20 protein-coding genes are annotated in these 22,047 nt (G+C 71.3%); 12 read left to right on the forward strand and 8 right to left on the reverse strand.

From position 1 onward, the window contains the following. Positions 1-3: 3 nt before the first annotated feature. The 5 genes from ACGFH8_RS01560 to ACGFH8_RS01580 all read right to left on the reverse strand — a co-directional run bounded on the left by ACGFH8_RS01560 (position 4) and on the right by ACGFH8_RS01580 (position 4,300). Positions 4-696 (reverse strand): cysteine hydrolase family protein, encoded by a 693-nt coding sequence (locus ACGFH8_RS01560; RefSeq protein ID WP_393361746.1) that lies wholly within the window; start codon positions 694-696, stop codon positions 4-6. A 9-nt stretch (positions 697-705) separates the two neighbouring features. Next, the gene (locus ACGFH8_RS01565) at positions 706-1,395 is read right to left on the reverse strand and encodes a cysteine hydrolase family protein (protein WP_393361749.1); all 690 of its coding nucleotides are present in this window, start codon (positions 1,393-1,395) and stop codon (positions 706-708) included. A gap of 37 nt (positions 1,396-1,432) precedes the next feature. Then, positions 1,433-3,235, reverse strand: coding sequence for an allophanate hydrolase (gene atzF / locus ACGFH8_RS01570; RefSeq protein WP_393361752.1), 1,803 nt, complete (start codon positions 3,233-3,235; stop codon positions 1,433-1,435). Positions 3,236-3,318: 83 nt separating this feature from the next. Continuing rightward, complete coding sequence (locus tag ACGFH8_RS01575) at positions 3,319-3,984, reverse strand: GntR family transcriptional regulator (RefSeq protein WP_393361755.1); 666 nt, start codon at positions 3,982-3,984, stop codon at positions 3,319-3,321. Between the two features lie 79 nt (positions 3,985-4,063). Beyond that, a complete protein-coding gene (locus tag ACGFH8_RS01580) occupies positions 4,064-4,300 on the reverse strand; it encodes a hypothetical protein (RefSeq protein ID WP_393361759.1) in 237 nt (78 codons plus the stop codon). Between the two features lie 727 nt (positions 4,301-5,027). Here ACGFH8_RS01580 and ACGFH8_RS01585 point away from each other — a divergent pair. Next, positions 5,028-6,344, forward strand: coding sequence for an RICIN domain-containing protein (locus ACGFH8_RS01585; RefSeq protein ID WP_393361762.1), 1,317 nt, complete (start codon positions 5,028-5,030; stop codon positions 6,342-6,344). A 136-nt stretch (positions 6,345-6,480) separates the two neighbouring features. Here the strand turns inward: ACGFH8_RS01585 and ACGFH8_RS01590 are convergent, their stop codons facing one another. After that, the gene (locus tag ACGFH8_RS01590) at positions 6,481-7,287 is read right to left on the reverse strand and encodes a class I SAM-dependent methyltransferase (RefSeq protein WP_393361765.1); all 807 of its coding nucleotides are present in this window, start codon (positions 7,285-7,287) and stop codon (positions 6,481-6,483) included. Then, positions 7,287-8,492, reverse strand: coding sequence for a hypothetical protein (locus ACGFH8_RS01595; RefSeq protein WP_393361768.1), 1,206 nt, complete (start codon positions 8,490-8,492; stop codon positions 7,287-7,289). The genes ACGFH8_RS01590 and ACGFH8_RS01595 overlap by 1 nt, the downstream gene beginning before the upstream one ends. Positions 8,493-8,627: 135 nt before the next feature. Here ACGFH8_RS01595 and ACGFH8_RS01600 point away from each other — a divergent pair, with 135 nt between their 5' ends. The 5 genes from ACGFH8_RS01600 (at position 8,628) to ACGFH8_RS01620 (ending at position 14,926) form a co-directional block, all read left to right on the forward strand. Next, positions 8,628-9,872 (forward strand): sensor histidine kinase, encoded by a 1,245-nt coding sequence (locus ACGFH8_RS01600; protein ID WP_393361771.1) that lies wholly within the window; start codon positions 8,628-8,630, stop codon positions 9,870-9,872. Further along, a complete protein-coding gene (locus ACGFH8_RS01605; protein WP_393361774.1) occupies positions 9,869-10,549 on the forward strand; it encodes a response regulator in 681 nt (226 codons plus the stop codon). Before ACGFH8_RS01600 ends, ACGFH8_RS01605 begins: the two co-directional genes overlap by 4 nt. Before the next feature lie 69 nt (positions 10,550-10,618). Then, positions 10,619-11,233, forward strand: a complete 615-nt coding sequence (locus tag ACGFH8_RS01610) for a TetR/AcrR family transcriptional regulator (protein WP_393361777.1) — start codon at positions 10,619-10,621, stop codon at positions 11,231-11,233. 120 nt (positions 11,234-11,353) lie between these two features. Further along, a complete protein-coding gene (locus tag ACGFH8_RS01615; protein WP_393361780.1) occupies positions 11,354-12,898 on the forward strand; it encodes an MFS transporter in 1,545 nt (514 codons plus the stop codon). A gap of 618 nt (positions 12,899-13,516) precedes the next feature. Further along, entirely contained in the window at positions 13,517-14,926 is a 1,410-nt protein-coding gene (locus tag ACGFH8_RS01620) for a ricin-type beta-trefoil lectin domain protein (RefSeq protein ID WP_393361783.1), read from the forward strand. A gap of 225 nt (positions 14,927-15,151) precedes the next feature. Here the strand turns inward: ACGFH8_RS01620 and ACGFH8_RS01625 are convergent, their stop codons facing one another. Further along, positions 15,152-15,634: a GNAT family N-acetyltransferase gene (locus ACGFH8_RS01625; RefSeq protein ID WP_393361786.1), complete on the reverse strand. Its 483-nt coding sequence runs from the start codon at positions 15,632-15,634 to the stop codon at positions 15,152-15,154. A gap of 297 nt (positions 15,635-15,931) precedes the next feature. On the opposite strand from ACGFH8_RS01625, the gene ACGFH8_RS01630 reads away from it, so the two are divergent. The 6 genes from ACGFH8_RS01630 (at position 15,932) to ACGFH8_RS01655 (ending at position 22,022) form a co-directional block, all read left to right on the forward strand. Further along, positions 15,932-17,290, forward strand: a complete 1,359-nt coding sequence (locus ACGFH8_RS01630) for a carbohydrate-binding protein (protein WP_393361789.1) — start codon at positions 15,932-15,934, stop codon at positions 17,288-17,290. Positions 17,291-17,406: 116 nt separating this feature from the next. Next, positions 17,407-17,949, forward strand: a complete 543-nt coding sequence (locus tag ACGFH8_RS01635) for an RNA polymerase sigma factor (RefSeq protein ID WP_393361792.1) — start codon at positions 17,407-17,409, stop codon at positions 17,947-17,949. After that, positions 17,946-18,773: a hypothetical protein gene (locus ACGFH8_RS01640; RefSeq protein WP_393361794.1), complete on the forward strand. Its 828-nt coding sequence runs from the start codon at positions 17,946-17,948 to the stop codon at positions 18,771-18,773. The genes ACGFH8_RS01635 and ACGFH8_RS01640 overlap by 4 nt, the downstream gene beginning before the upstream one ends. Further along, entirely contained in the window at positions 18,770-19,678 is a 909-nt protein-coding gene (locus ACGFH8_RS01645; protein ID WP_393361797.1) for an ABC transporter ATP-binding protein, read from the forward strand. Before ACGFH8_RS01640 ends, ACGFH8_RS01645 begins: the two co-directional genes overlap by 4 nt. Continuing rightward, complete coding sequence (locus tag ACGFH8_RS01650) at positions 19,675-21,276, forward strand: hypothetical protein (RefSeq protein ID WP_393361800.1); 1,602 nt, start codon at positions 19,675-19,677, stop codon at positions 21,274-21,276. The genes ACGFH8_RS01645 and ACGFH8_RS01650 overlap by 4 nt, the downstream gene beginning before the upstream one ends. Beyond that, positions 21,273-22,022 (forward strand): hypothetical protein, encoded by a 750-nt coding sequence (locus tag ACGFH8_RS01655; protein WP_393361803.1) that lies wholly within the window; start codon positions 21,273-21,275, stop codon positions 22,020-22,022. The genes ACGFH8_RS01650 and ACGFH8_RS01655 overlap by 4 nt, the downstream gene beginning before the upstream one ends. Positions 22,023-22,047 lie beyond the last annotated feature (25 nt).

Genomic DNA, 22,047 nt, shown 5'->3' on the forward strand with positions numbered 1-22,047 from the left:
CGGTCAGGAAGAGGGTTGCAACACTCCGGTGGTGGGCAGCGCGGCGCGGACCTGCGCCGACTCGGCGACCCACCCGAAGATCCCGCCCTGGGCGGCGATCATGTCGAGCCCGACCCGCTGGAACTCGGGGAAGTAGGACCCGACGCAGTCCGCGAGCACGAGACACTCGTACCCACGGTCGTTGGCCTCCCGGACGGTCGTGTGCACGCACACCTCGGTGGTGACCCCGGTGACCAGGAGACTGCGGATGCCCCGCTTCACGAGCAGGGCGTCCAGTTCGGTGGCGTAGAAGGCGCCCTTGCCGGGCTTGTCGATGACCGGCTCGTCGGGCAGCGGGGCCAGCTCGTCGATGATGTCGTGGCCGTACTCGCCGCGGATGAGGATCCGGCCCTTGGGTCCGGGGTCACCGATCCGCCTGCTGGGCGCTCCGCGGCTGAGCTTGGCCGGTGGGCAGTCGGACAGGTCGGGCAGGTGCCCCTCGCGGGTGTGCACGATTGTCAGGCCGACGGCGCGGGCGTCGGCCAGCAGCGCCGCGAGCGGCGCGATGGTACGACGCAGTTGGCCGACGTCGTTGCCCAGGCTCGCACCGAACCCGCCGGGTTCCAGGAAGTCGCGCTGCATGTCGATGACGAGCAGCGCCGTGGTCGAGAGGTCGAAGGTGTACGGGCCGGGCCGTGCGGCGGGGATGGTCAGCATGGGCGCACCTCACTGGGCCGTGGCGGCGATGACGTCGTCGGATGTGGTGACGCAGCCGAAGACGCCGCCCTGCATGGTGACCATGTGCAGTGCGGCGTCGTGGTTGGCCTTGTCGGTGGCGCCGGTGCAGTCGGAGAGGATCAGGCACTCGTAGCCCCGGTCGTTCGCCTCGCGCATCGTGGTGTGCACGCAGACGTCGGTGGTGATGCCGGTGAGGATCAGGTGGGTGATGCCCCGGGTACGCAGCACCAGGTCGAGGTTCGTGGCGTAGAACGCGCCCTTGCCCGGCTTGTCGATGATCACCTCACCGGCCACCGGGGCGACCTCGGGCACGATCTCCCAACCCGGCTCGCCCCGGACCAGGATCCGGCCGGCCGGGCCGGCCGCTCCGATCTCGGCGCCGATGCGCGCCGACCGCCACCGCTTGTTCGCCGGCAGGTCCGACAGTTGCGGGTCGTGCCCCTCCCGGGTGTGCACGACGAGCATTCCGAGCGATCGGGCGTGCTCCAGCAGCCGGGCGGTGGCCGGCAGACCGGCCCGGGTGAGGCCGATGTCGTAACCCATCGCGTCGACGTAGCCGCCCGGCCCGCAGAAGTCGGTCTGCCAGTCGATACAGAGCAGTGCGGTACGCGCGGTGTCCGCCGCGCCGTCGTACGGCCACGGGTAGGGGTTGGCCGGTACCGGCCCGATGGTGCCCATCCTCTCGCCTCCTGTCGTGATCGCTGGTGCTGGCACGTCAGCGCCGGGTGGCGGCGCGCCGGTAGGCCCGCCACCCACCGGTGGCGCTGATGTCCTCGGCCGGTGGGCCGACGGCGTACGCCTCGCAGAGGAAACCGAGCACGTCGCGCCCGTCGTCGAGCCGGATCCAGCCGAGCGAGAGTGGGGTCGGGACCCCGGCCAGCAACCCGCCGACCGCGGAACCGGGCAGTCGCCACAGCTCGACCTCGATCGGATGGCCCGCCGGTCCGTCCGGCGCCACCCGGACCAGGCCGGGCAGTCCCTCGCCGTCGGGCGTGTCCATCCGGAAGAGCCGGTAGAGCGGTGCGGTGCGGGCGGTGTCGACGAGGGCGCCACCGTGTTCGACCAGTTCACCGTTGCGGGACTCGCCCGTCAGGTGCCGACCCACCACGGCGATCAGCAGTTCCACCGGGCGCTGTGCCGGTGGTGGGTTGACCTCGACCGTGCGGGTCGGTGCGCTGCCGTCGGTGAGGGTGGCGGCCAGCCGGGCCAGGGTGGTGTCGCTGAACGCCGGGCCGATGAGGGTCAGGCTCGCCGGGCGGCCGGTGCTGGTGAACCCGTTGGGTACGGTCACCGCGGCCAGGTCGAGCAGGTTCGCGAACTGGGTGTAGCGGCCGAGCATGGCGTTGCGCCCGATCGGGTCCTCGGCGATCTCGTCGAGCGTGAACGTGGTGCCGACGGTGGGCACGACCAGCACGTCGATGTCCTGCCAGAGCGTGTCGACCTGTGCGCGCAGCTCGCGCAGGCGGTGCTGGCCCCGGAACGCGTCGATCGCGTCGTAGCGCCGCCCGGTCTCCAGCACGGCCCGGGTGACCGCGAGGACCGACTCGGGATGCGACCGCAGGAAGCCGTCCAGCGCGACCAGCCGTTCGGCCACCCAGGGTCCCCGGTAGAGCAGGTCGCCGGCCTCGAAGAAGTCGCCGAGCGGCACGGACCGTGGGGTCCCGACGAAGGTGCGCAGCCGTTGCACCCCGGCGACGAACCGGGCCTCCTGCCCGGCGTCGCCGAAGAACTCGAGGTCTTCTGCCCGGGGCACCCCGAGGCGTAGCGTCCCCGGCATGCGGGCAACCACCCGCTCCTCCGGCAGCGGACGCCCCCACGGGTCGGCCGCCGTGACGCCACGGGCCGCGTGCAACACCTCGACGGCGCCGGCGACGTCGGCGGCGAAGACCGACACGCAGTCCAGCGAGCGGCAGGCCGGGACCACGCCGGCCGCGCTGAGCAGGCCCCGGGTCGGTTTGAGGCCGACGATCCCGTTGAGCGCCGCCGGCACCCGACCGGAGCCGGCGGTGTCCGTACCCAGGGCGAAGCTGACCTGGCCGGCGGCGACCGCGACGGCCGAGCCGGAGCTGGAGCCACCGGAGATCAGCCCGCCGCCGAAGACGCTCTCGCCGCTGCCGTACGGCGAGCGCGCGCCGGTCAGGCCGGTGGCGAACTGGTCGAGGTTGGTCTTGCCGACGAGCATCGCACCGGCGTCGAGCAGCCGGCGCACCACCGGCGCGTCCTCGGCGGCCCGGTACCCGAAGTCGGGGCAGCCGGCGGTGGTGATCATGCCGGCCACGTCGATGTTGTCCTTGACCGCGAACGGGATCCCGTACAGCGGCAGCGCGGGATCACCGTGGCGGGTCAGCGACTCGGCGCGTGCGCGCAGGCGATCGGCCGGGACGGTGCTGATCCAGACCGGTCCGTCGGCACGCCCGGCCAGTCCATCCAGGACGCGCTCGGCCTGGGCCGCCGGGGTCAGGCCACCGTCGCGGTACGCCGACCGAAGCTCCGACATGGACTCTGCTGGCTCTGGCATACAGTCGATTGTCGACCGAACTGTTACGAGAACCAGCGCGCTGTGTAACGACGACATGACGGCACTCCGGCCGCCCTACCCGCCTAACCGAGGTACGAGCGCGCTCCGTGCCCGGCGAGCACGGAGAGCACCTCCTCCGGATCTCCCCCGGCGACCGCCTCGAACAGCCGCTCGTGCCGGTGTACCCCGTCCAGCGGCTGCGCCAGCTCCGCCTCCCGGCGCAGATTGATCGCCATGTAGAGCTGCAACTTCACCAGGATCGACCCGTACACGGCGGAGAGCTGACGGTTACCGGCGAGCGCCACAAGCGCGACGTGGAACTCCCGATGCGACTCGGCGACCGCCATCCGGTCACCGGCCCGGGTCGCCTCCCGCATCCGATCCAGGGTCGCCCGCAACCCGGCCAGGTCGCTCTCCCGGCCGACCGGGATCCCGGCCCGAACCGAGACCTGCTCCAGGACGTCCCGCAGCTCGTACAGCTCCCGCACGTCGCGGTCGGACAGGGTGGCCACCCGGACGCCCCGCCGCGGCACGTGCTCGACCAACCCCTGCTGGGCCAGCAACCGCAGCGCCTCCCGCAACGGAGCCCGGCTGATCCCCAGCCGCCGAGTCAACTGCTCCTCCACCAGGCGTTCGCCCGGGTCGCTCTTGCCGCTGAGGATCTCCCGGGTCAGCCGGGAGACGGCGAGGTCCACCAGACTGACACTCTCCAGCTCACCATCCACCGACGATGCGGCCACGTCGTTCACGCCGATGAGTCTGCCACCTGCCCCCGGGCCGTCCCGTGCTCGGCTGTGGAGTCGTGCGGGACGACGGGGCCGTCGCGGGTCACCCGTCGCCGGCGGCGCGCTGGCGGTCGGCCTCGGCATCCGCGGCGCCGGTCGGCACGCCGTCGCTGTCGCGGGAGGCGTGGGACAGGTCCACGTCGGCTCCGGTCCGGGCGGCGTCGGCCCTCGCGTCGTCCGCGCCGACGATCTCTCCGCCAGAGTCGGCACCCGCGCCGTCGTCGTCGATGAGCTGTTCGGGCGCGGCAAGCGCGAACGGTACGTACCTGGGGTCGGTCATCTCGTCCTCCTCCGGGGTTGCCTGTGTGCTTCCCTACCGCTACCCCGAGGAGCGCTCGACACACCCTCGACCATGCCGCCGGGGGTCGCTCGGTGCCAGCGTCCAGATGCGAGCCCGTCTACCCGACCCCCTGCGGACCCGATCTCACTCCTTGGTGCGCGATCGGCGACTCATAGTGACGGAGGTCAATCGCTCAGCCTGGGGAAGGACGACCGGAGAACGGACTCGCTCCGATGCTCTGACCTGCGGATCGTTACCGCACAGGGCACCCCGAGTCACCGAATCTGACCACTGGTCAGCACCACGTCAGGCAACGACGTCATACGTCAGACGATGATGCTAATCTATTTCGGCGCGGTAAACGGATCTCGACTGCGGAAGGATCACGATGCCATCGGATCGGTCGACAGTCAGCTCCGCGTGCACGCGTCATACCCGCGTACGGGCGGCCAGCAACATCCCCACGGTCGCGGCAGGACGCACAGTCGTCGTGCCCGGACGACAGGCGAGCGCCGCCGCGCCGCCCGTCCCCGCCCATGCGGACGTCGGCATCGCCGCGTCCCGCCACGCCGTCCCCTGCTGGCCGCTGTCCCGACAACCACAACGGGACGTCCGCCCAGCCGCGTGTCACAAACGCGGGTAAAGAGCCACATCGTCAGCAACGCAAACCTGAGGAGGTTTGACTGTGCCACTTCGAAAACTCTCCACCCCCTGGATAGGGGCGGCCATGGCCGCCATGATGCTCGTCGCCGTCGGTGCGTACGTCATCATGACCGGCGCATCGGCGTCCGCCGCCACCACCGCCGGCTGCGGCAAGGCACCCGGGTTGAGCAGCGGCAACCACACCATCCAGAGCAGCGGAAAGAGCCGCAGCTTCATCCTTCGGCTGCCCGACAACTACGACAACACCTATGCCCACCGGCTGGCCTTCGGGTTCCACTGGCTGGGTGGCACCTCGAGTCAGGTCGCGGGCGGCGGCTCCGACGGAGCTCCGTGGGCCTACTACGGCATGCTCTCCCAGGCGAACAACACGACGATCTTCGTCGCCCCGCAGGGCATCGGCGGCGGCTGGGGCAACGCCAACGGTGAGGACGTGACCTTCACCGACGACATGATCCGCATGATCGACAACGCGCTCTGCGTGGACACCACCCAACGTTTCTCGGTCGGGTTCAGCTACGGCGGCGCGATGAGCTACTCGTTGGCGTGTTCCCGGCCGAACGTCTTCCGCGCGGTCGCGGCGATCGCGGCCCCCGGCGCGATCAGCGGGTGCAGCGGCGGCACCCAGCCGGTGGCGTACCTGGGGATTCACGGCATCAACGACAACATCGGGAGCGGACGGTCGCTGCGCGACAGGTTCGTCCGGAACAACGGCTGTGCCGCGCAGACCCCGCCGGAGCCGAGGGCGGGCAGCCTGACCCACATCACCACCGCCTACTCGTGCCAGCCCGGATACCCGGTGGTCTGGGCGGCGTTCGACGGTGGCCACCAGCAGGGGCCTGTCGACGGGTGTGCCGGCTGTGAGAGCGGCGCGCGGAGTTGGGTCAAGCAGGAGGTGTGGCGGTTCTTCAGCCAGTTCGGGTCCGGCGTGCCGCCCACCAGCGCACCGCCCACCACCACTCCCCCGCCGTCGAGCCCGCCGCCGGGTGGTCAGCAGAACGTGCAGATCGTGGGTAACCAGTCCGGCCGCTGCGTCGACGTCCCCGGTTCCAGCACCACGAACGGGGCCCGCCCGGCGCTGTGGGACTGTCACGGTCGCACCAACCAGCGCTGGACCCACACCTCCAACCGCGCCCTGACCGTCTACGGCAACAAATGTCTGGACGCCAGCGGGGCGGGCAGCAGCAACGGCACCGCTGTCATCATCTGGGACTGCAACGGCCAGTCCAACCAGCAGTGGAACCTGAACTCCAACGGCACCATCACCTCGGCCCAGTCGGGGCTCTGCCTCGACGCCGTCAACTCCGGCACGGCCAACGGAACGCAACTGCACCTCTGGGCCTGCCAAGGCAGCGCCAACCAGCAGTGGAGCACGCGCGCCTAGTACCGCATCCGGCCTCTGCCGGCGACGCGCCGCCCGGGTTCCGTCCCGGGCGGCGCGTCGCGTCGAAGAGACGCGCACCGGTTGACCCGGCGTCCTCAACGGCGGGTGGCGTGGTGCAGCGCGGCGTCGGCCCGGGTCACGGTGTCACCGCTGCTGCCGGTACGGCCGTCGTGAGCAGGTATTCCGCCTCCAACCGGAAGCGACCGCCGTCGGCGACCCCACGGTCGCGGACGAACGAGCGCAGGTCCGCGCGCAACGCCTCCCACCGGCCCTGGGCCATGAGCCGTTCCCGTTCGGCGACGACGTGCCCGGCGGTGTCGATGAGCAGGTTGGTCGCCGCGTCGGCGTCGGCGAAGCTCAAACCCAACCGGTGGACGACAGTCGACGTGATCCGCAAGTCGGCGGCCGCCAGGAGCTGTCCGACGAGCGTGGCGTCGCCCCACCGGCTCGGCGGGGCACTTCCGGCCGGGGGTGGCGGAAGATATCCGCCGAGGACCTGACCCATGGCCGGCAACAGACTGCCAGGTGTCCACGCGGCCAGCAGGACTCGGCCCGAGGGGGCACACACCCGGCCCAGTTCTCGGGCCGCCGCTTCGTGGTCGTTCGCGTAGATCACGCCGAACACCGACAGGACCACGTCGGCCGAGTCGTCGGGAAGCGGTAGGCGGCCCGCGTCGCCGACCCGCCAGTCGACCGCCAGGCCGCCATCCGTGGCGCGACGCCGGGCCAGTTCCACAAGCGTGGGCTCCAGGTCCACCCCGACGGTACGGGCGCCGCGCCGTGCGGCAAGGATCGCCGCGTTGCCCGTACCGGTGGCCACGTCGACCACCCGGTCGTCCGGCCCCGGCGCGGCGGCCGCCACCACGGCTTCGGCGACCGGCATCAGCCGCCGTGCCATGGCCGGATAGTCGCCGGCTGCCCACGTGGTCACGAATGCGCCCATCACGCCTCCCTCGTCGCGGAACCGCTCGTCGTGGCGAGTGTGCACACACGGCATTCGGGGCGTCGCCGGTACCAGTAGGCGAGGGTGGCGGTGGCGAGCAGGAGCCCCCAGAGCGGGAAGGGCATCAGCAGGACCAGGAGGTGATCCGAGAGGTCGCTGCCAGCGCCGAAGGACTGCTGCACCAGCGAGTGACCGGCGATGCACATCATGAGGGCCACGACCAGTCCGGGTACGACCGCCGCGTAGACGGGTACCGGCCGACCCCCGAGGAATGGCAGTGAGCGTGGGAAGACCTCGCCGCGGGGCCGGATCAGTCCGAGGGTCAGCCAGGTACCGGCCTCGCCGGCGACCGCGAGGGCCAGTCCGAAGATGCGCAGACCCGGATGCGCGGCGAGGGTGTCGGCGCTCTCCCCGATGGGCCAGGGCGTCAGCCAGCTCAGTCTGGTCACCACGTACGGCAGTGGGCACAGGGCGGCGGACCAGGTCAGGACGCGACCCCAAGACGATGCGGACGCTGGTGTCGTCCAGGCCGCTCCGGGTCGACCACAGGACTGGCAGTGGCCGCGGTGGTGTCGCAGGAGACGGACCAGCACCGCGGCCCAACAGACGCCGACGGCCAGGGATCCGAACACGACGAACGGCCGGTATCCGATCGGTTCGGCGTCGCGGGCGATGTAGCCCAACCACAGCAGCAGCGCGACGAAGGCCGCCGCTCCGACGGCGATGCCACCGATGCCCGCGGCGCGACCGCTGCGTGGCCTCGCCGACCTGAACAGGCGCGTGGCCAGTGCGGCGGTGATCGCGGCAGGCACTGCCAGCGTCATCAGGTACGCGGTGATGGTGAGCACCTGAATGTCGGGAACCAGGAAGCCGAGCAGCGTCGCCGCGACGGCAGCGACCACGATGCCGCCGACCCGGACCGCCGCGCCGGCCCGGCCGCTGCGGAGCAGGCTGGCCAGCGCCAGCCCGACGACGCCGGCTGTCAGGGCGAGCGCGACAGCCGTGTCCGACGGCACGTAGGTCATGAGGGACAGGTCCGCGAACCGGTCCCGCGGGCCGAACGGATAGCTGCTGGGGCGCAGCCACCACAGGACCCCGACAGCGACCAGCAGGAGGGACCCGACCAGGACGCCGGCCTCCGGCCAGCCGGCGACATATCGATGGTGCCGTGACGCCGGGGCGTCATCCGTCAGTGCCGCGTGCATCTCTGCCTCCCCGTGGATGAGCCGGCCACGCCCGTGACCGGCATCGTGACGCCAGGATCTCCGCGCTCGGGAACCCGTCGCCATCTGCCGATCGGCAGATACCGGCCGGCGACGCGGCGCGGTTACCGTGAACTCGTGATCTCGCTGAGCGCACCGGGAGTCCGGTCCGGGCGGCACTCCCTCGGCCGTACGGCACGAGCGAGCCTGGCGATCGGCGCCTGCCTCGCTGTCGTCGTACCGGCCGGTTTCTGGGGTCCGGGTGGCCACCCAGCGCTCGCCGTCGCGGCGGCGGTGGCCGTTGCGACGCTCGCCGGGCACGCGGCGGTCTGGCCGCGCGCCCGCCACCTGGTCGGCGTGAGCAGCGGCCTGGTGTCCGTGCTGTCGCTCGGCACGGTGGCGCTGTGGCACCACGGCGGCGCTCCGATGCCGGCGGGGCCGTGGCCCCTGCTGACCACGGCGGTCCTGATCGCCTACCTCGCCGTGGTGTGCCGGGTGGCGACGTCACGCATCTCCGTACTGACGGTCGCCGTGGCGATCCTCGCGGAGAGTCTGCTGGCCGTCCCGATCACCGGCGCCGCCGAGCTGGGTTGGCGCGACCGCGTCGCGGTCTGCGTCTTCTGGTCGTCGGCCGGGTTCGCCGGCATCGCCGCCGGCCGGTACCTGCGCCGCCTCGACGAGGCCCGGGTACGCGCGGTACGGCTGGCCCGCCGGGCGCAACGCGTCCAACTCGCCACCGACCTCCACGACTTCGTCGCCCACGACGTCAGCGCCATGGTGATCCAGGCGCAGGCTGGGCGCATCCTGCTCGACGAGGGCGTCGACGTCGCCGACGTGCTCCAGGCCATCGAAGCCGACGGCACCCGCGCGTTGAACGCGATGGACCGCACCATTCGGCTGCTCCGCGAGCTGGAGGACGTCACCGGCGCGGTCCGTACGCCCCTGCCGGATGCCAGCGAGCTGCCGAATCTGATCCAGCGGTACGCGGCCGCCTGGGACGGGCCCGTCACCGTCGCTGTCGATCCGGGGCTCGAATCCTCGTTGCTGCCCGAGGCGAGCACGACCGTCTACCGCGTGGTTGTCGAAGCGCTCACGAACGTGCGCCGCCACGCCCACCCCGGCGCCGCCGTCGACGTACGGCTGCGCCGCAACCTCGGAGGCGTCACCGTGACCGTGACGAACAGCTCGCCCGCCGACCAGCAGAGCCCCGTCGCGGTCCACGGTCCACGCGATCCGGTGCGACGGCACAGCGGCACCGGGCTGAACGCCCTGGCCGAACGGGTGGACATGCTCGGTGGCACGCTCGACTACGGCGCGCACCCGCCCTCCGGTTGGCAGTTACGCGTCGACCTGCCCGCCGACGTGCTGCGGGCGGCAGCATGACAATCCGCGTACTCCTCGCCGATGACCAGCACTCCGTTCGCTTCGGGTTCCGCACCATCCTGGGGGCCGCCCCGGACATCGAGGTCGTCGGCGAGGCCGCCGACGGGGCAACGGCGCTGGCCCTGACCGAGCGACTGCGTCCCGACGTCGTCATCGCCGACATCCGCATGCCCGGGATGGACGGACTCGAACTCACGCGCAGGCTCTGCGCGGCCGACGCTCCCGTCGCCGCCCGGGTCGTGGTGGTGACCACCTACGACCTCGACGCCTACGTGCACACCGCGCTCCGCCACGGCGCCAGCGGATTCCTCGTCAAACACTCCGGGCCGGCGCTTCTCACCGAGGCGGTCCGCGCCGCGGTGGCCGGCGACGCGTTGATCAGCCCCACCGTGACGGTCCGGCTGCTCCGCGAACTCTCCAGGGCCACCGCCGCGCCCGGCCGCACACCGGAGCCGGCGCTGTCCGACCGCGAGATGGAGATCGTCTCCCTGGTGGCCGACGGCCTGACCAACCCCGAGATCGGCACCAGGCTGTTCATCACCACCGGAACCGTCAAGACCCACCTGGCCAGCGTCCACCGCAAGCTGGGGGTGCGAAATCGCGTCGGCATCGCCCAGTGGGCCTGGGAGACCCGCACCCACCCGCGGCTGCCCGGAGCACTGGGCGAGCAACGCTGACAACCTGGATCGAAACTGCCCTGTAGGCAAACTTGCCTTCAGGGCAATCATGTGGGTACTGTTTCTCCCATGCCGGAGGAAGCATCGTTCGGGCTGCGCGAGCGCAAGAAGCGCGACACCCGCAAGGCGCTCAGTGATGCCGCTCTCGAGCTGATGTTCGAACGCGGCCTCGACAACTTCGTCCGGGAGGACGTCGCGGCGCGAGCCGGGGTGTCCCTACGGACGTTCAGCAACTACTTCGCCAGCAAGTACGACGCGCTGGCCTACCGGGTCAACCACCGCATCCACCGCAGCGCCGAGCTGTTGCGCACCCGCCCGGCTGCCGAACCGCTGTGGACCGCGATCGCCGAGGCCCTGATCGAGCCGCTGCGCGACGACGGCGTCCCGTTCGGCCGGCCGACCGACGAGCAGATCCTCGAGATCCGCAAGCTCAACGCGACGCCGGAGATGCAGGTCGCCCTGGCCCGCAACACCGTCGACGACCTGGTCGAGGCGATCGCCGAGCGCACCGGCACCGACCCCAAGCTCGATCTGTATCCACGGCTGGTCGCCAACGTCACGATCGGCGCCGTCAACGCGGTCCTGCACCGTTACGTGCAGACCGACCCAACGGTGGCGATGTCGCGGGTGCTCCGCGAGGTGTTCGACGGCATCGCCGAAGGGCTTCCTCCACCACGTACGTAAGCCGACTTTTTCCCTTCTCCACGGCGGACGGGCGCCCCGGTGCGCCCGCGATGCCGCCTGCCCCGGGAGCAGCCAACAGTGAATAGTCAGCAACAGAACGGGACAGCAGGCCGAGACACGATGCCCGAGACGACCACCGCCGCCACGGCCTCGCCGCCGGAGCAGGCGACGGCATACCCTCGACTCTTCAAGCTCGGAATCGCCGGCGCGCTGTTCGGCATGTTCCTCGGCATGATGGACAGCTACATCGTCGCCACCGCGCTGCCGAGCATCGTCGGCGACCTCGGCGGACTCACGTCGATGACCTGGATCATCACCTCCTACGCGTTGGCGATCGCCGCCTCCACGCAGGTCTGGGGCAAACTCAGCGACCTCTACAACCGCAAGACCATGTTCCTGCTGTCGGTGGCGGTCTTCCTGGCCGGCTCCATGCTGTGCGGCCTGGCCCAGAGCATGAGCGAGCTCATCGCGTTCCGGGCGTTGCAGGGTGTCGGCGCGGGCGGCCTGCTGGTCGGCGCGATGGCGATGGTGCAGGCGCTCCTGCCGCCCAGGGAGTCCACCCGGATCTCCAGCTGGACGGGACTGCTGCTGGGCATCGCGCTCATCGCCGGCCCGCTCGTCGGCGGCGTCATCACCAGCTCGCTCAGCTGGCACTGGATCTTCTACGTCAACGTCCCGTTCGGACTGCTCTGCCTGCTCGGCACTGTCATCGGGGTCAACGTCCCGATGCGGCCGAAGGCGGCCAGGGTGCGCATCGACTACCTCGGCACGGTGCTGCTCACCGCAGCGGTGGTCTGCCTCACCCTGGTCACCGGCTGGGCCGGCACGACGTACGCGTGGGACTCCCCGCTGATCATCGGGCTGACCGCGGTGGTGGTCGTCGCCACGGCCGCGTTCGTCTACGTCGAGCGTCGCGCACCCGAGCCGCTGGTGCCGTTCCGGATGTTCGGCACCCGCAACTTCTCGCTCGCCCAGGTGCTCGGCTTCGCGTTCAACGTGACGATGGTCGCGACCGTCAACTTCCTACCGCAGTACTTCCAGAGCGCCCGCGGCGTCGACCCGATCAAGAGCGGCTTCCTGCTGATCCCGATGATGGTCGGCATGGTGGTGGTCATGAACCGCAGCTCCGCCTACATCCGTCGGACCGGCCGCTACCGGATCCTGCCGATCATCGGCGGCGCCGGGGTCGTGGTCGGCATGCTGCTGGTGCTCCTGCTCGGGCCGGACACCAACCCGATGCTCGCCTCCCTGGTCGGAATCCCGCTCGGTATCGGGCTCGGCTGCCTCATCCAGAACACGATCCTGATCACCCGAATGAGCGTGGAGCCGCGCGACATCGGTGCCGCCATGGGCATGGGCTCGCTGACCCGCACCATGGGCAGCGGCATCGGCGCGGCACTCTTCGGGGCGCTCTACCTCGGCGCCCTGACCAACACCCTGACCGACAGACTCGGCTCGGCCGACCTACTCGCCTCGGGCAGCACCCGACTGGACCCGGAGAAACTCCACTCGATGGCCCCGGCGGTGCGGGCGGCCTGGTCCGCGGCCGTGACGCACGGCCTGCACATCGTGGCCATCGGCACCGCGGTGGCCGGCGCCGTCGCGCTGCTGTGCGCGTCCTTCATCCGCGAGGTGCCGCTGGTCGACAATCGGCCGACCCGGTAGGACCGCCGAGAGACTGGCACTCGTCGAGCGACACGCCTATCACCGCCCGGAACCCGAGCCGACCGGACGGTCGCGTGGTGCTATCTGTTGCGCGAGCGCAGGAACAGGATGACGACGATGGCGACCGCGACGAGGACGAAGAAGCCGATCATGACCGGTGGGGAGACCGGCGACTTCGGGCCGCCGACCACGGCAAGGTTGTCCAGGATGTCGGTCTCCGTCCACTGAGGAGGTACGCGTCAGGACCACCCCTTCCCGAAAGGCGTGATGCGTAACCGCGGTCCGGTGCGGGTAGGGCCGCGTACCTCTCGCCGGTGTCCCCTCGGGGTCGCGATACGCACCCCGGCCTCCCGATCCGTAACAGGCCCGAAACTACCGGTTGAGAATCCTGGAACTTTCTGCCAGCCTGAGAGCCATCGATAAATGTGAACGTTAACGCCAGCGATCGAGGTTTCAGCTCAATCCGTCGGAGGATCAGCAAGACCTCCCCGGATCCGTCCCGCCGAGCGGACCGACCACTGTGGCGCAGATTTCCGGAACGGCTGCGGTAATTCTGCTCCGGGCGGGCAGGCTCGGCACCGGACGACGCCCACCCCCCATCACCAGGAGGTACCCACCGTGCGAGGACCCGCACACCAGCCCCCACCCGCGGCCGACCGAGTGTCCCAGCGGCTTCGCGGACGGCTGTTCAAGCTCGCCGCCGCCGGGATCGCCGCCGCGGTCGGGTTGTTCACCCTGACGGTGACGACCGGATCGGCATCGGCCGCCGACAACCCGTACCAGCGAGGCCCGGACCCCACCCGGACCAGCGTCACCGCCGTCAACGGCCCCTTCGCCAACACGTCGGTGAGCGTCCCGACCGGTTTCGGCTTCAACGGCGGCCGGATCTACTACCCGACCGACACCAGCCAGGGCACCTTCGGGGCCATCGCGATCTCGCCGGGTTACACGGCGTTGTTCTCCGCCGAACTGGCCTGGATGGGCCCGTGGCTGGCCTCCCACGGCTTCGTCGTGATCGGCATCGAGACCAACAGCCGTAACGACTTCGACACGGCCCGGGGCACCCAGTTGCTCGCCGCGCTCGACTACCTGACCCAGCAGAGCCCGGTACGCGACCGGGTCGACCCCACCCGGTTGGCGGTCGCCGGTCACTCCATGGGCGGCGGTGGCGCGCTGAGCGCAGCCATCCGACGCCCGTCCCTGAAGGCAGTGGTCGGCATCGCGCCGTACTCGCCGTCGTCGAACCTGGCCAACGACCGGGTGCCCACCATGATCTTCGCTGGGCAGTCGGACACGGTGGTCACCCCGTCCTACGCCACCGGCCTGTACAACAGCCTCCCCACCACGACGGAGAGCGTCTACGTGGAGGTCGCCGGCGCGGACCACGGGTTCATGGTCGGACGGTCCAACCCGGTGATGGTCCGAACCATGCTGCCGTTCGTCAAGATGTTCGTCGACAACGACGCCCGGTACAGCCAGTTCCTCTGCCCGCTGCTGGACTCCAGCGGCGTGGTCACCTACCGCAGCACCTGCCCGTTGCTGCCCTCGACGCCGACCAGCCCGACGGCGACCCCCACCAACACGCCGACACCGACCGCGACACCCACGGCGTCGCCTACCGCGTCGCCCACCGTCCCGCCCAGCTCCGCCAGCGAGATCGTCGGGACGCAGTCCGGCCGGTGCGTCGACGTACCCAACGCCTCACACAACAACGGCACCCGGGTCCAGCTCTGGGGCTGCAACAAGCAGACGAACCAGGCATGGACCTACACCGCAGGCAAACAACTACAGGTGTACGGCAACATGTGCCTGGACGCGGCGGGCTCCGGCAACGGCGCGGCGGTCCAGATCTACGGCTGCCACGGCCAGACCAACCAACAGTGGAACGTCAACTCCAACGGCACCATCAGCAACGTCCAGTCCGGACGGTGCCTGGACGTCTGGAGCACGGCCAACGGAGCCCAGATCCAGCTGTACGACTGCCACGGACAGACCAACCAGCAGTTCCGGCTCGCGCCCCTCGCGTAAGGATCGCGGCCGGACCGAACCGGGCGGGCTCGGCGTCACGCCGGGCCCGCCCGGATTGAGGCCTGTTTCATAAGGGCGGTCGAGCCGAGGCGGAGTCCGGGCGGCGATCCGGCAAGGCGCGGTTTCGTCCGGATACCGGTGTCGTATCCGGACGAAACCGCAACGCCGCCGGTCGTCGTCCGGGCCCGCCGCAGGCCGGCCAGTTCTTATGAAACAGGCCTTAGCTCAGAGTTCCCGGTAGTAGACGGCGATCGGCAGCGGGGTGCAACCAAGTGCTTCGTACAGGGCTCGGGCGGGCGCATGGAATCCGTCCCCGCCCGTGCCGATCGTGACGACCTCGGCACCGAGTTCCCGCATCGCGGCGAACGCGTGCTCGCACAGCACGGTGCCCGCGCCGAGCCGGCGGTGCCGCGCGGACACGGCGAGGATCGTGACGCTGGCGTTTCGGCGCTCGGGCTCTACTGCCCAGGCCACGTAGCCGGCGACGACACCGTCGGTCTCGGCGACCGCGACGTACCGGTGCTCGGCGGGGTCGTGGAGCCCGGCGACCTGCTTGACGTAGTCCTCGCGCCACGCACCGTGCTGGTTGGCGAAAACCGCCTCGCCCACGAGAGGGCGGAAGGACTCCTCGTAGAACGGCCCGAACGTCTCGATCGTCAGTTCGGTGAGCCGGGCAAGGTCATGCGGAAGGAACGAGCGGATGCGCATGTGGGTGTGCCTCTCAAGCTGAGGTTCTGAAAGCCAACAAAACGGGCATCAGATGGCCAGCTAGCGGCCGGAACGGCGGCAAGCCGACCCTCAGCGGCGGGTACGCCAGGCGGCGAAGCACATCATGGCCGAAATCCTACAGGGCGCTCTCGGTACGGAGGTAGTCGTACAGCACCCCCATGGCGCGCACCTCACGCCACACTCCCGCTCCCCGGATCTGTAAACAACCCTTGATATTAAATGTTAAGAACGTCAATATGTGGGGGTCGCGGGTCGTCGAAGCCTGGGGAGTGAGCCATGAGGAGCCGTCGGATTTTCGCAGTGGTGGCCGGGGCGGCGATGACCGTCACGGCCGCCGTCGCCTTCGTCCCCAGCAGCGTGGCAGCCGTGTCCTCGGCCAACGCCGTCCCGATGGTCGCCTGCACCGCCCCGGCCTGGGCCGAGGGCGCCACCTACCAGACGGGCGCCCAGGTCACCTACGGCGGCCGGCTCTACCAGGCACTTGTCGGCCACACCGCGCACCCCGGAGCCGGCTGGAACCCCGCCGCGACCCCGTCGCTGTGGCGTGACCTGGGCGCGTGCTCGGGAAGCACTCCGCCGCCCACCACGCCACCGCCGACGACCACGCCCCCCACCACGCCACCTCCGACCACCACGCCACCACCGACCACAGCGCCCCCCACCACGCCGCCGCCGACCGGCGGGACCTGCGCGGTGAAGTCGCGCCCCACCGGCAAGGTGTTGCAGGGGTACTGGGAGAACTGGGACGGCGCCTCCAACGGCGTACACCCCGGCCTCGGCTGGATCCCGATCACCGACGGCCGGCTCAACCAGCACGGCTACAACGTCATCAACGCGGCGTTCCCGGTGATCCGCGCGGACGGCACGGTCCTCTGGGAGAACGGCATGGACGCCGGTGTGAAGGTCGCCACCCCGGCCGAGATGTGCCAGGCCAAGGCGGCCGGCGCCACCATCCTGATGTCGATCGGCGGAGCCGCCGCGGGCATCGACCTGAGCTCCACCGCGGTCGCCGACCGGTTCGTCGCGACGATCGTGCCCATCCTGACGGCCTACCACTTCGACGGCATCGACATCGACATCGAGACCGGCCTGACCGGCAGCGGCAATATCAACACCCTGTCGACGTCGCAGGCGAACCTGATCCGGATCATCGACGGCGTGCTGGCCCGGATGCCGTCGAACTTCGGCCTGACCATGGCACCGGAGACGGCCTACGTCACCGGCGGCAGCGTGGTCTACGGCTCGATCTGGGGCTCGTACCTGCCGATCATCAAGAAGTACGTGGACAACGGCCGGCTCTGGTGGCTGAACATGCAGTACTACAACGGCAGCATGTACGGCTGCGCGGGCGACTCGTACCCGGCGGGCACGGTGCAGGGCTTCACGGTGCAGACGCAGTGCCTCAACAACGGCCTCACCATCCAGGGCACCACCATTCGCGTGCCGTACGACAAGCAGGTCCCGGGCCTGCCCGCGCAGGTCGGGGCGGGCGGCGGTCACCTGTCGACGTCGCTCGTCACGCAGGCCTGGAACTCCGTGCCCGGCCTCAAGGGCCTGATGACCTGGTCGGCGAACTGGGACGGGTCGAAGGGGTGGACCTTCGGCGACAACGTGAAGCGCCTGCAGGGCCGCTGACGGGCGACGGCGCCGGGCCTACCGTCGGCCGGTCTGCCGGCCGGCGTGGGCCCGGCGCCCCGGGAGGTCGTGCCAGGATGGCGAACCGAAACCCGGTGTCGCTGCGATAGGTAGGCATGACCGCCCAGGACGACGCCGCACTCCTGGCCCTGACCGCGGGCGGCGACCGGAACGCGTTCGAGGCGTTCTATCGCCGGCACGCGCCGTGGCTGCGCCTGCGTCTGTGCTACCGCTGCGCCGACGACGCCCTCGTCGACGACGTCGTGCAGGAGACGTTCCTCGCCGTGTGGACCGGCGCCGCGGCCACGTTCCGGCCCCGCGACACCGACGCTGCCGCCTGGCTGTGGAGGATCGGGTCCCGCCGGCTCATCGACGCGCTGCGTCGCCGCACGTCCCGCGACCGGCTCGGCCGGCTACTGGCCCGCCTGCGCGGCCGCGACGAGTCGTCCGCCGAGGAGCAGGTGCTGATCGGTCTCGAGCACGGCGACCTCGGCGGCGCCCTCGCCCGCCTCTCCCCGGAGCTACGCGCGGTCATCCGCGCCACAGTCCTCGACGGCCTCTCCACCGCCGAGGCCGCCGTCCTGCTCGGCATCCCCGCCGGCACCGTCAAGACGCGGGCGATGCGTGCCCGCCGGCAGTTGCGAGAGGAGTTGGCATGACCTGGCATCTGCTCGACGAGGACCTCCGTGCCTACGGCAGGCGTACCCTCGCCGCCCCTGCCCTGTGGTCCACGGAGGCGCACCTGGCCGGGTGCGGTGAGTGCCGCGAACGCCTCGCCGCCGCCGCGACCGTCGACCTGGGGTGGGCGGTCGACGGAGGCTGGGCCCGCCTCGACGCCGCCCTGGACGCGCCGCGGCCGGGGCCCGTCGAACGGTTGATGATCGCGGTCGGCGTGCCCGACCACACCGCGCGGCTGCTCGCGGCGACGCCGGCGCTGCGGCTGTCGTGGCTGTTGGCGATCGCGGTCACGGCCGCGTTGACGGCGACGATCGCCGTGCTGACCGACCCGGTCGTGTTCCTCGCGGTCGCCCCGCTGTTGCCGCTGGTCGCGGTCGCGATGTCCTTCGCGCCCGGCATCGACCCCACCTACGAGATCGCGGTGGTCGCTCCGATCCGCTCGTTCCGGTTACTGCTGTTGCGGTGCCTCGCGGTCCTGTCCGCGACCACCGCGCTGTCCGCCGTGGCCAGTCTCTTCATCTACGAGTACGGGCTGCGCGCGACCGGTTGGTTCCTGCCGTCGCTCGCCCTGACCGTGCTGTCACTGCTGCTCTCGGCCCGGATCGGCGCGGGACCGGCCGCTGTCGTCGTCGGCGTCGGCTGGGCGGCGGTGGTCGCCGCCACCTTCGGCGATCGGCTCGTCTTCACGGTGGCCGGGCAGGTGGGCGTCGCGATCGTCGGCGGGATCGCCGCCGTGGCGCTGTCCCGCCAGCGCGGCACCTACGACCGCTACCACGTTCCGAACCTGACGAGGAGGGTTTCATGACTGCCGTTGAGGCAGACGGTCTGACGCTGCGGTACGGGCGCGCCATCGCGCTCGACGACGTGTCGTTGAGGCTGCGCACCGGGGTGACCGGGTTGCTCGGCCCCAACGGCGCGGGCAAGACGACGCTGCTGCGGATCATCGCGACCGCACTGTCGGCCGACGGCGGAACGCTGCGGGTCTTCGGCCACGACCCGAGCACACCACCCGGGCGGCTCGCGGTCCGGCGTCTGCTGGGCTACCTGCCGCAGGACCCGGGCTTCCACCCGTCGTTCACCGCGTTCGAGTTCGTCGACTACGTCGCGATCCTCAAGGAGCTCACCCACCGGACGGCGCGGCACACCGAGGTCGCCCGGGTGCTCTCCGCCGTCGGCCTCGACGACCGACGGCGATCCCGGATCCGGACCCTGTCCGGCGGCATGAGGCAACGGCTCGCGCTGGCAGCCGCCCTGGTCGGCGACCCGGACCTCGTCATCCTCGACGAACCGACCGTCGGCCTCGACCCGGAGCAGCGGCTGCGGTTCCGGGAGCTGATCGCGGACCTCGGCGAGCGCAAGACGGTGCTGCTCTCCACGCATCAGACCGAGGACGTCATGTCGCTGTGCCAGGAGGTGGTCGTCCTCGACCGGGGCCGGGTGCGGTTCGAGGGCACCCCGGCCGAGCTGGCCGGGCTGGCCAGCGGCCGGGTGTGGACGAGCGCGGCGCGACAGGCAGGGGCGTTGGCGTCGTGGCGGACGGGCACGGGGCTGCACCGGCACGTCGGCGACCCGCCACCCGGGGCCGCGCTTGTGGAGCCGTCGATCGAGGACGGCTACCTGACGCTCGTCGGCACCGGCACCGGCACCGGCACCGGCACCGGCACCGGCACCGGCACCGAGGCGTCGGCGGTCGCGGGCGGCGCGCGATGACGGCAACCCTGACGGTGGCCACGCCGGTCCGCCCAACGCCGTCGTCCACGCGCGGGCGGCGGCGAGCGCTCCTCGCCCTCGCCCGGTTCGAGTCGGTCCGGATGCTGCGACACCCGCTCACCCTCGCGGCCCCGCTGCTGTTCCTCGGCCCGTGGCTGTGGGGCTGGCTGTCCGGCTCGGCGAACCGATATCCGGTGCTCCCCGACGAGCTGATCACCATCCAGCTGCTCGCGTTGCCGATCCTCGGCGGGTCGGCGCTGATCGTGGCGAACCTCGTCACGCTACGGGCGCACCGGCACAAGGTCGACGCGTCCTACGACGTGCTGGTGCTGCCGCCGGCCTGGCGGGTCGGCGGGTTCCTGCTGGCGCTGCTGCCGCTGGCCGGCCTCAGCCTGCTGCTCGTCGGCGTCCGGGTCGGAGTGTCCGCGGCGCTGCCGGGCGCGGCCGGGTCGGTCGACGTCGCCACGTTGCTGACCCCGTCGGCGCTGACGCTGCTCCTCGGCGCGGTCGGGGTGCTCTCCGGCGTCCTGATCCGCTCCCTGCTGATCGCCCCGCTGCTCGTCCTGCTCATCCTCGTGGTGGAGTTCACGGCGATCATCGTGACCCTCGTCGGGTCCGGCTGGCGGTTCCTGCTTCCGGTCTACATCAGTGAGTTCCCCGTCCCGGTACCCGCCGGCGTCTCCGAGCGGCCCGCGGCCCGGCACCTCGCGTATCTGGTCGGGATCACCGTGCTGCTCGTCGCGGCCGTGCTGGCCCGGGCCAACGCGCGTCGGTCGGTCGTCGCGGCCGGGCTCGCCGTCGGGCTGATCCTCACCGTCGGCGGTGGGGTGACCCAGTCGCTACCCGACCCGGGCATGGCGGCGGCCCGTGCGACAGTCGCAGACCGGCCGGCGAGCATCCAGTCGTGCGTCAGGCGCGGCGACGTCACCTACTGCTACTTCGACGGGTTCGACGGGTTCGTTCCCGGGTGGGAGTCGGTGGTCACCTCCGTCCGCGCGGTCGTGCCGGACAGCGCCGCCTCGTCCGGGCCACCGCTCGCGGTGCGGCAGCGGGCCCTCACCGAGGAGATCTCCGCCGGAAGCGCCGGGTCCGTCGCCGAGGCCATGCAGGCGGTGGCCGCTTGGAAGGTCGAGGACGCGGCGGCGGGCACCCCGGAGGCGGTCCGGGTCGACACCGCGTGGGGCGACGATCGGGCAGCTGCCGCCCTGGCCGCCGAGGTTGCCTACCGGCTGATGGCCGCGAAGGCGTACGACGGGGGGAACTTCCTCTGCGGGGCACGGGCGGCGCTCCTGGTGTGGCTGGTCGGGCGGGCGTCGCCGACCACTCTGGCCGGGATGCGGTCACTGGACGAGACGAGCACCGGTGCGCTCGTCTTCAGCGATGTATCGGGCCTGTACAGCATCTGGGCACCCGACCGGGCGGCGGCACCGGCGTTGGAGTTGCTGGAGCGGAAGTCCCCCGAGGTGCCGCCGCTCGTCGAGCGGCACTGGGCCGAGCTGACCGCGCCCGACACACCGTTGGAGCGCTTCGGTGCCATCTTCGGGGTGCCGGTGCAGCCGCTCGCGCCGGACGCCGAGGCGCTGCCGTGCGTCCCGTGAGCGATGTGCCCGCCGTCGGCGCGTCGGGGCAGACCGGCACCGCGTCCGCGCTGCGGCGGGGCGGGCGACTGCGGACGGTGGCGGCGCTGCTCTGGCCGACGCTGCGGGCGACGCGGATCTCGCCGCTGCTGGCGGCCGGCGTCGTCGGTGTAGCGATTGTGACCCCACCGGCCGTGACCGGGTCGCTCCTGTCCCCCGACAACCACGTCACGTTGCTGCGGTTGGTAGTGGCCTGCGTCGGCCTCGGCGTCACGTTCGTCCTCGACGACCCGGCGAAGCCGACCACGGAGACCCTGCCGGTCCCGGCCTGGTTCGGCGCGCTGCTACGAGCGGTCCCCGCCGCGGTCGTCGGCGTTGCGTGCTGGGCGGCGGCGCTGCTGGTGACACGGTCCGGGCCGGCGACGGCGTCGCTGCCGTACGCGGACCTGACCCGCGAGGCCGCGGCAGTCGCAGCGGTCGCGTTCCTCGCGTCGACGGTCGGCTGGCGACGGTCGCCGCGCGGGATCGGCAGTCCACTCGCCGCCCCGATGCTGCTGCTCGCGATGACGGTGGTGGCGCTGCTGCCGACCTCGGCGGCCCTACTCGTCGGCGCGGGCGACGGCTGGGACGCGGCCCACGACCGCTGGATGTGGCTCCTGGCGGGGACACTGTTGGCGACCGCCGGGGTGCTCACCGCCCGCCGGCGGCGCGGGCGCGACTCAAGGATCGGGAGACGCCTCCGGAGCCAGGGCCGGATCGTCGAGTAGCGGTCAGAGCCTCCCCGAAATGCCG

Source organism: Micromonospora sp. NPDC049175 (assembly GCF_043197345.1).
Taxonomy (GTDB): Bacteria; Actinomycetota; Actinomycetes; order Mycobacteriales; family Micromonosporaceae; genus Micromonospora.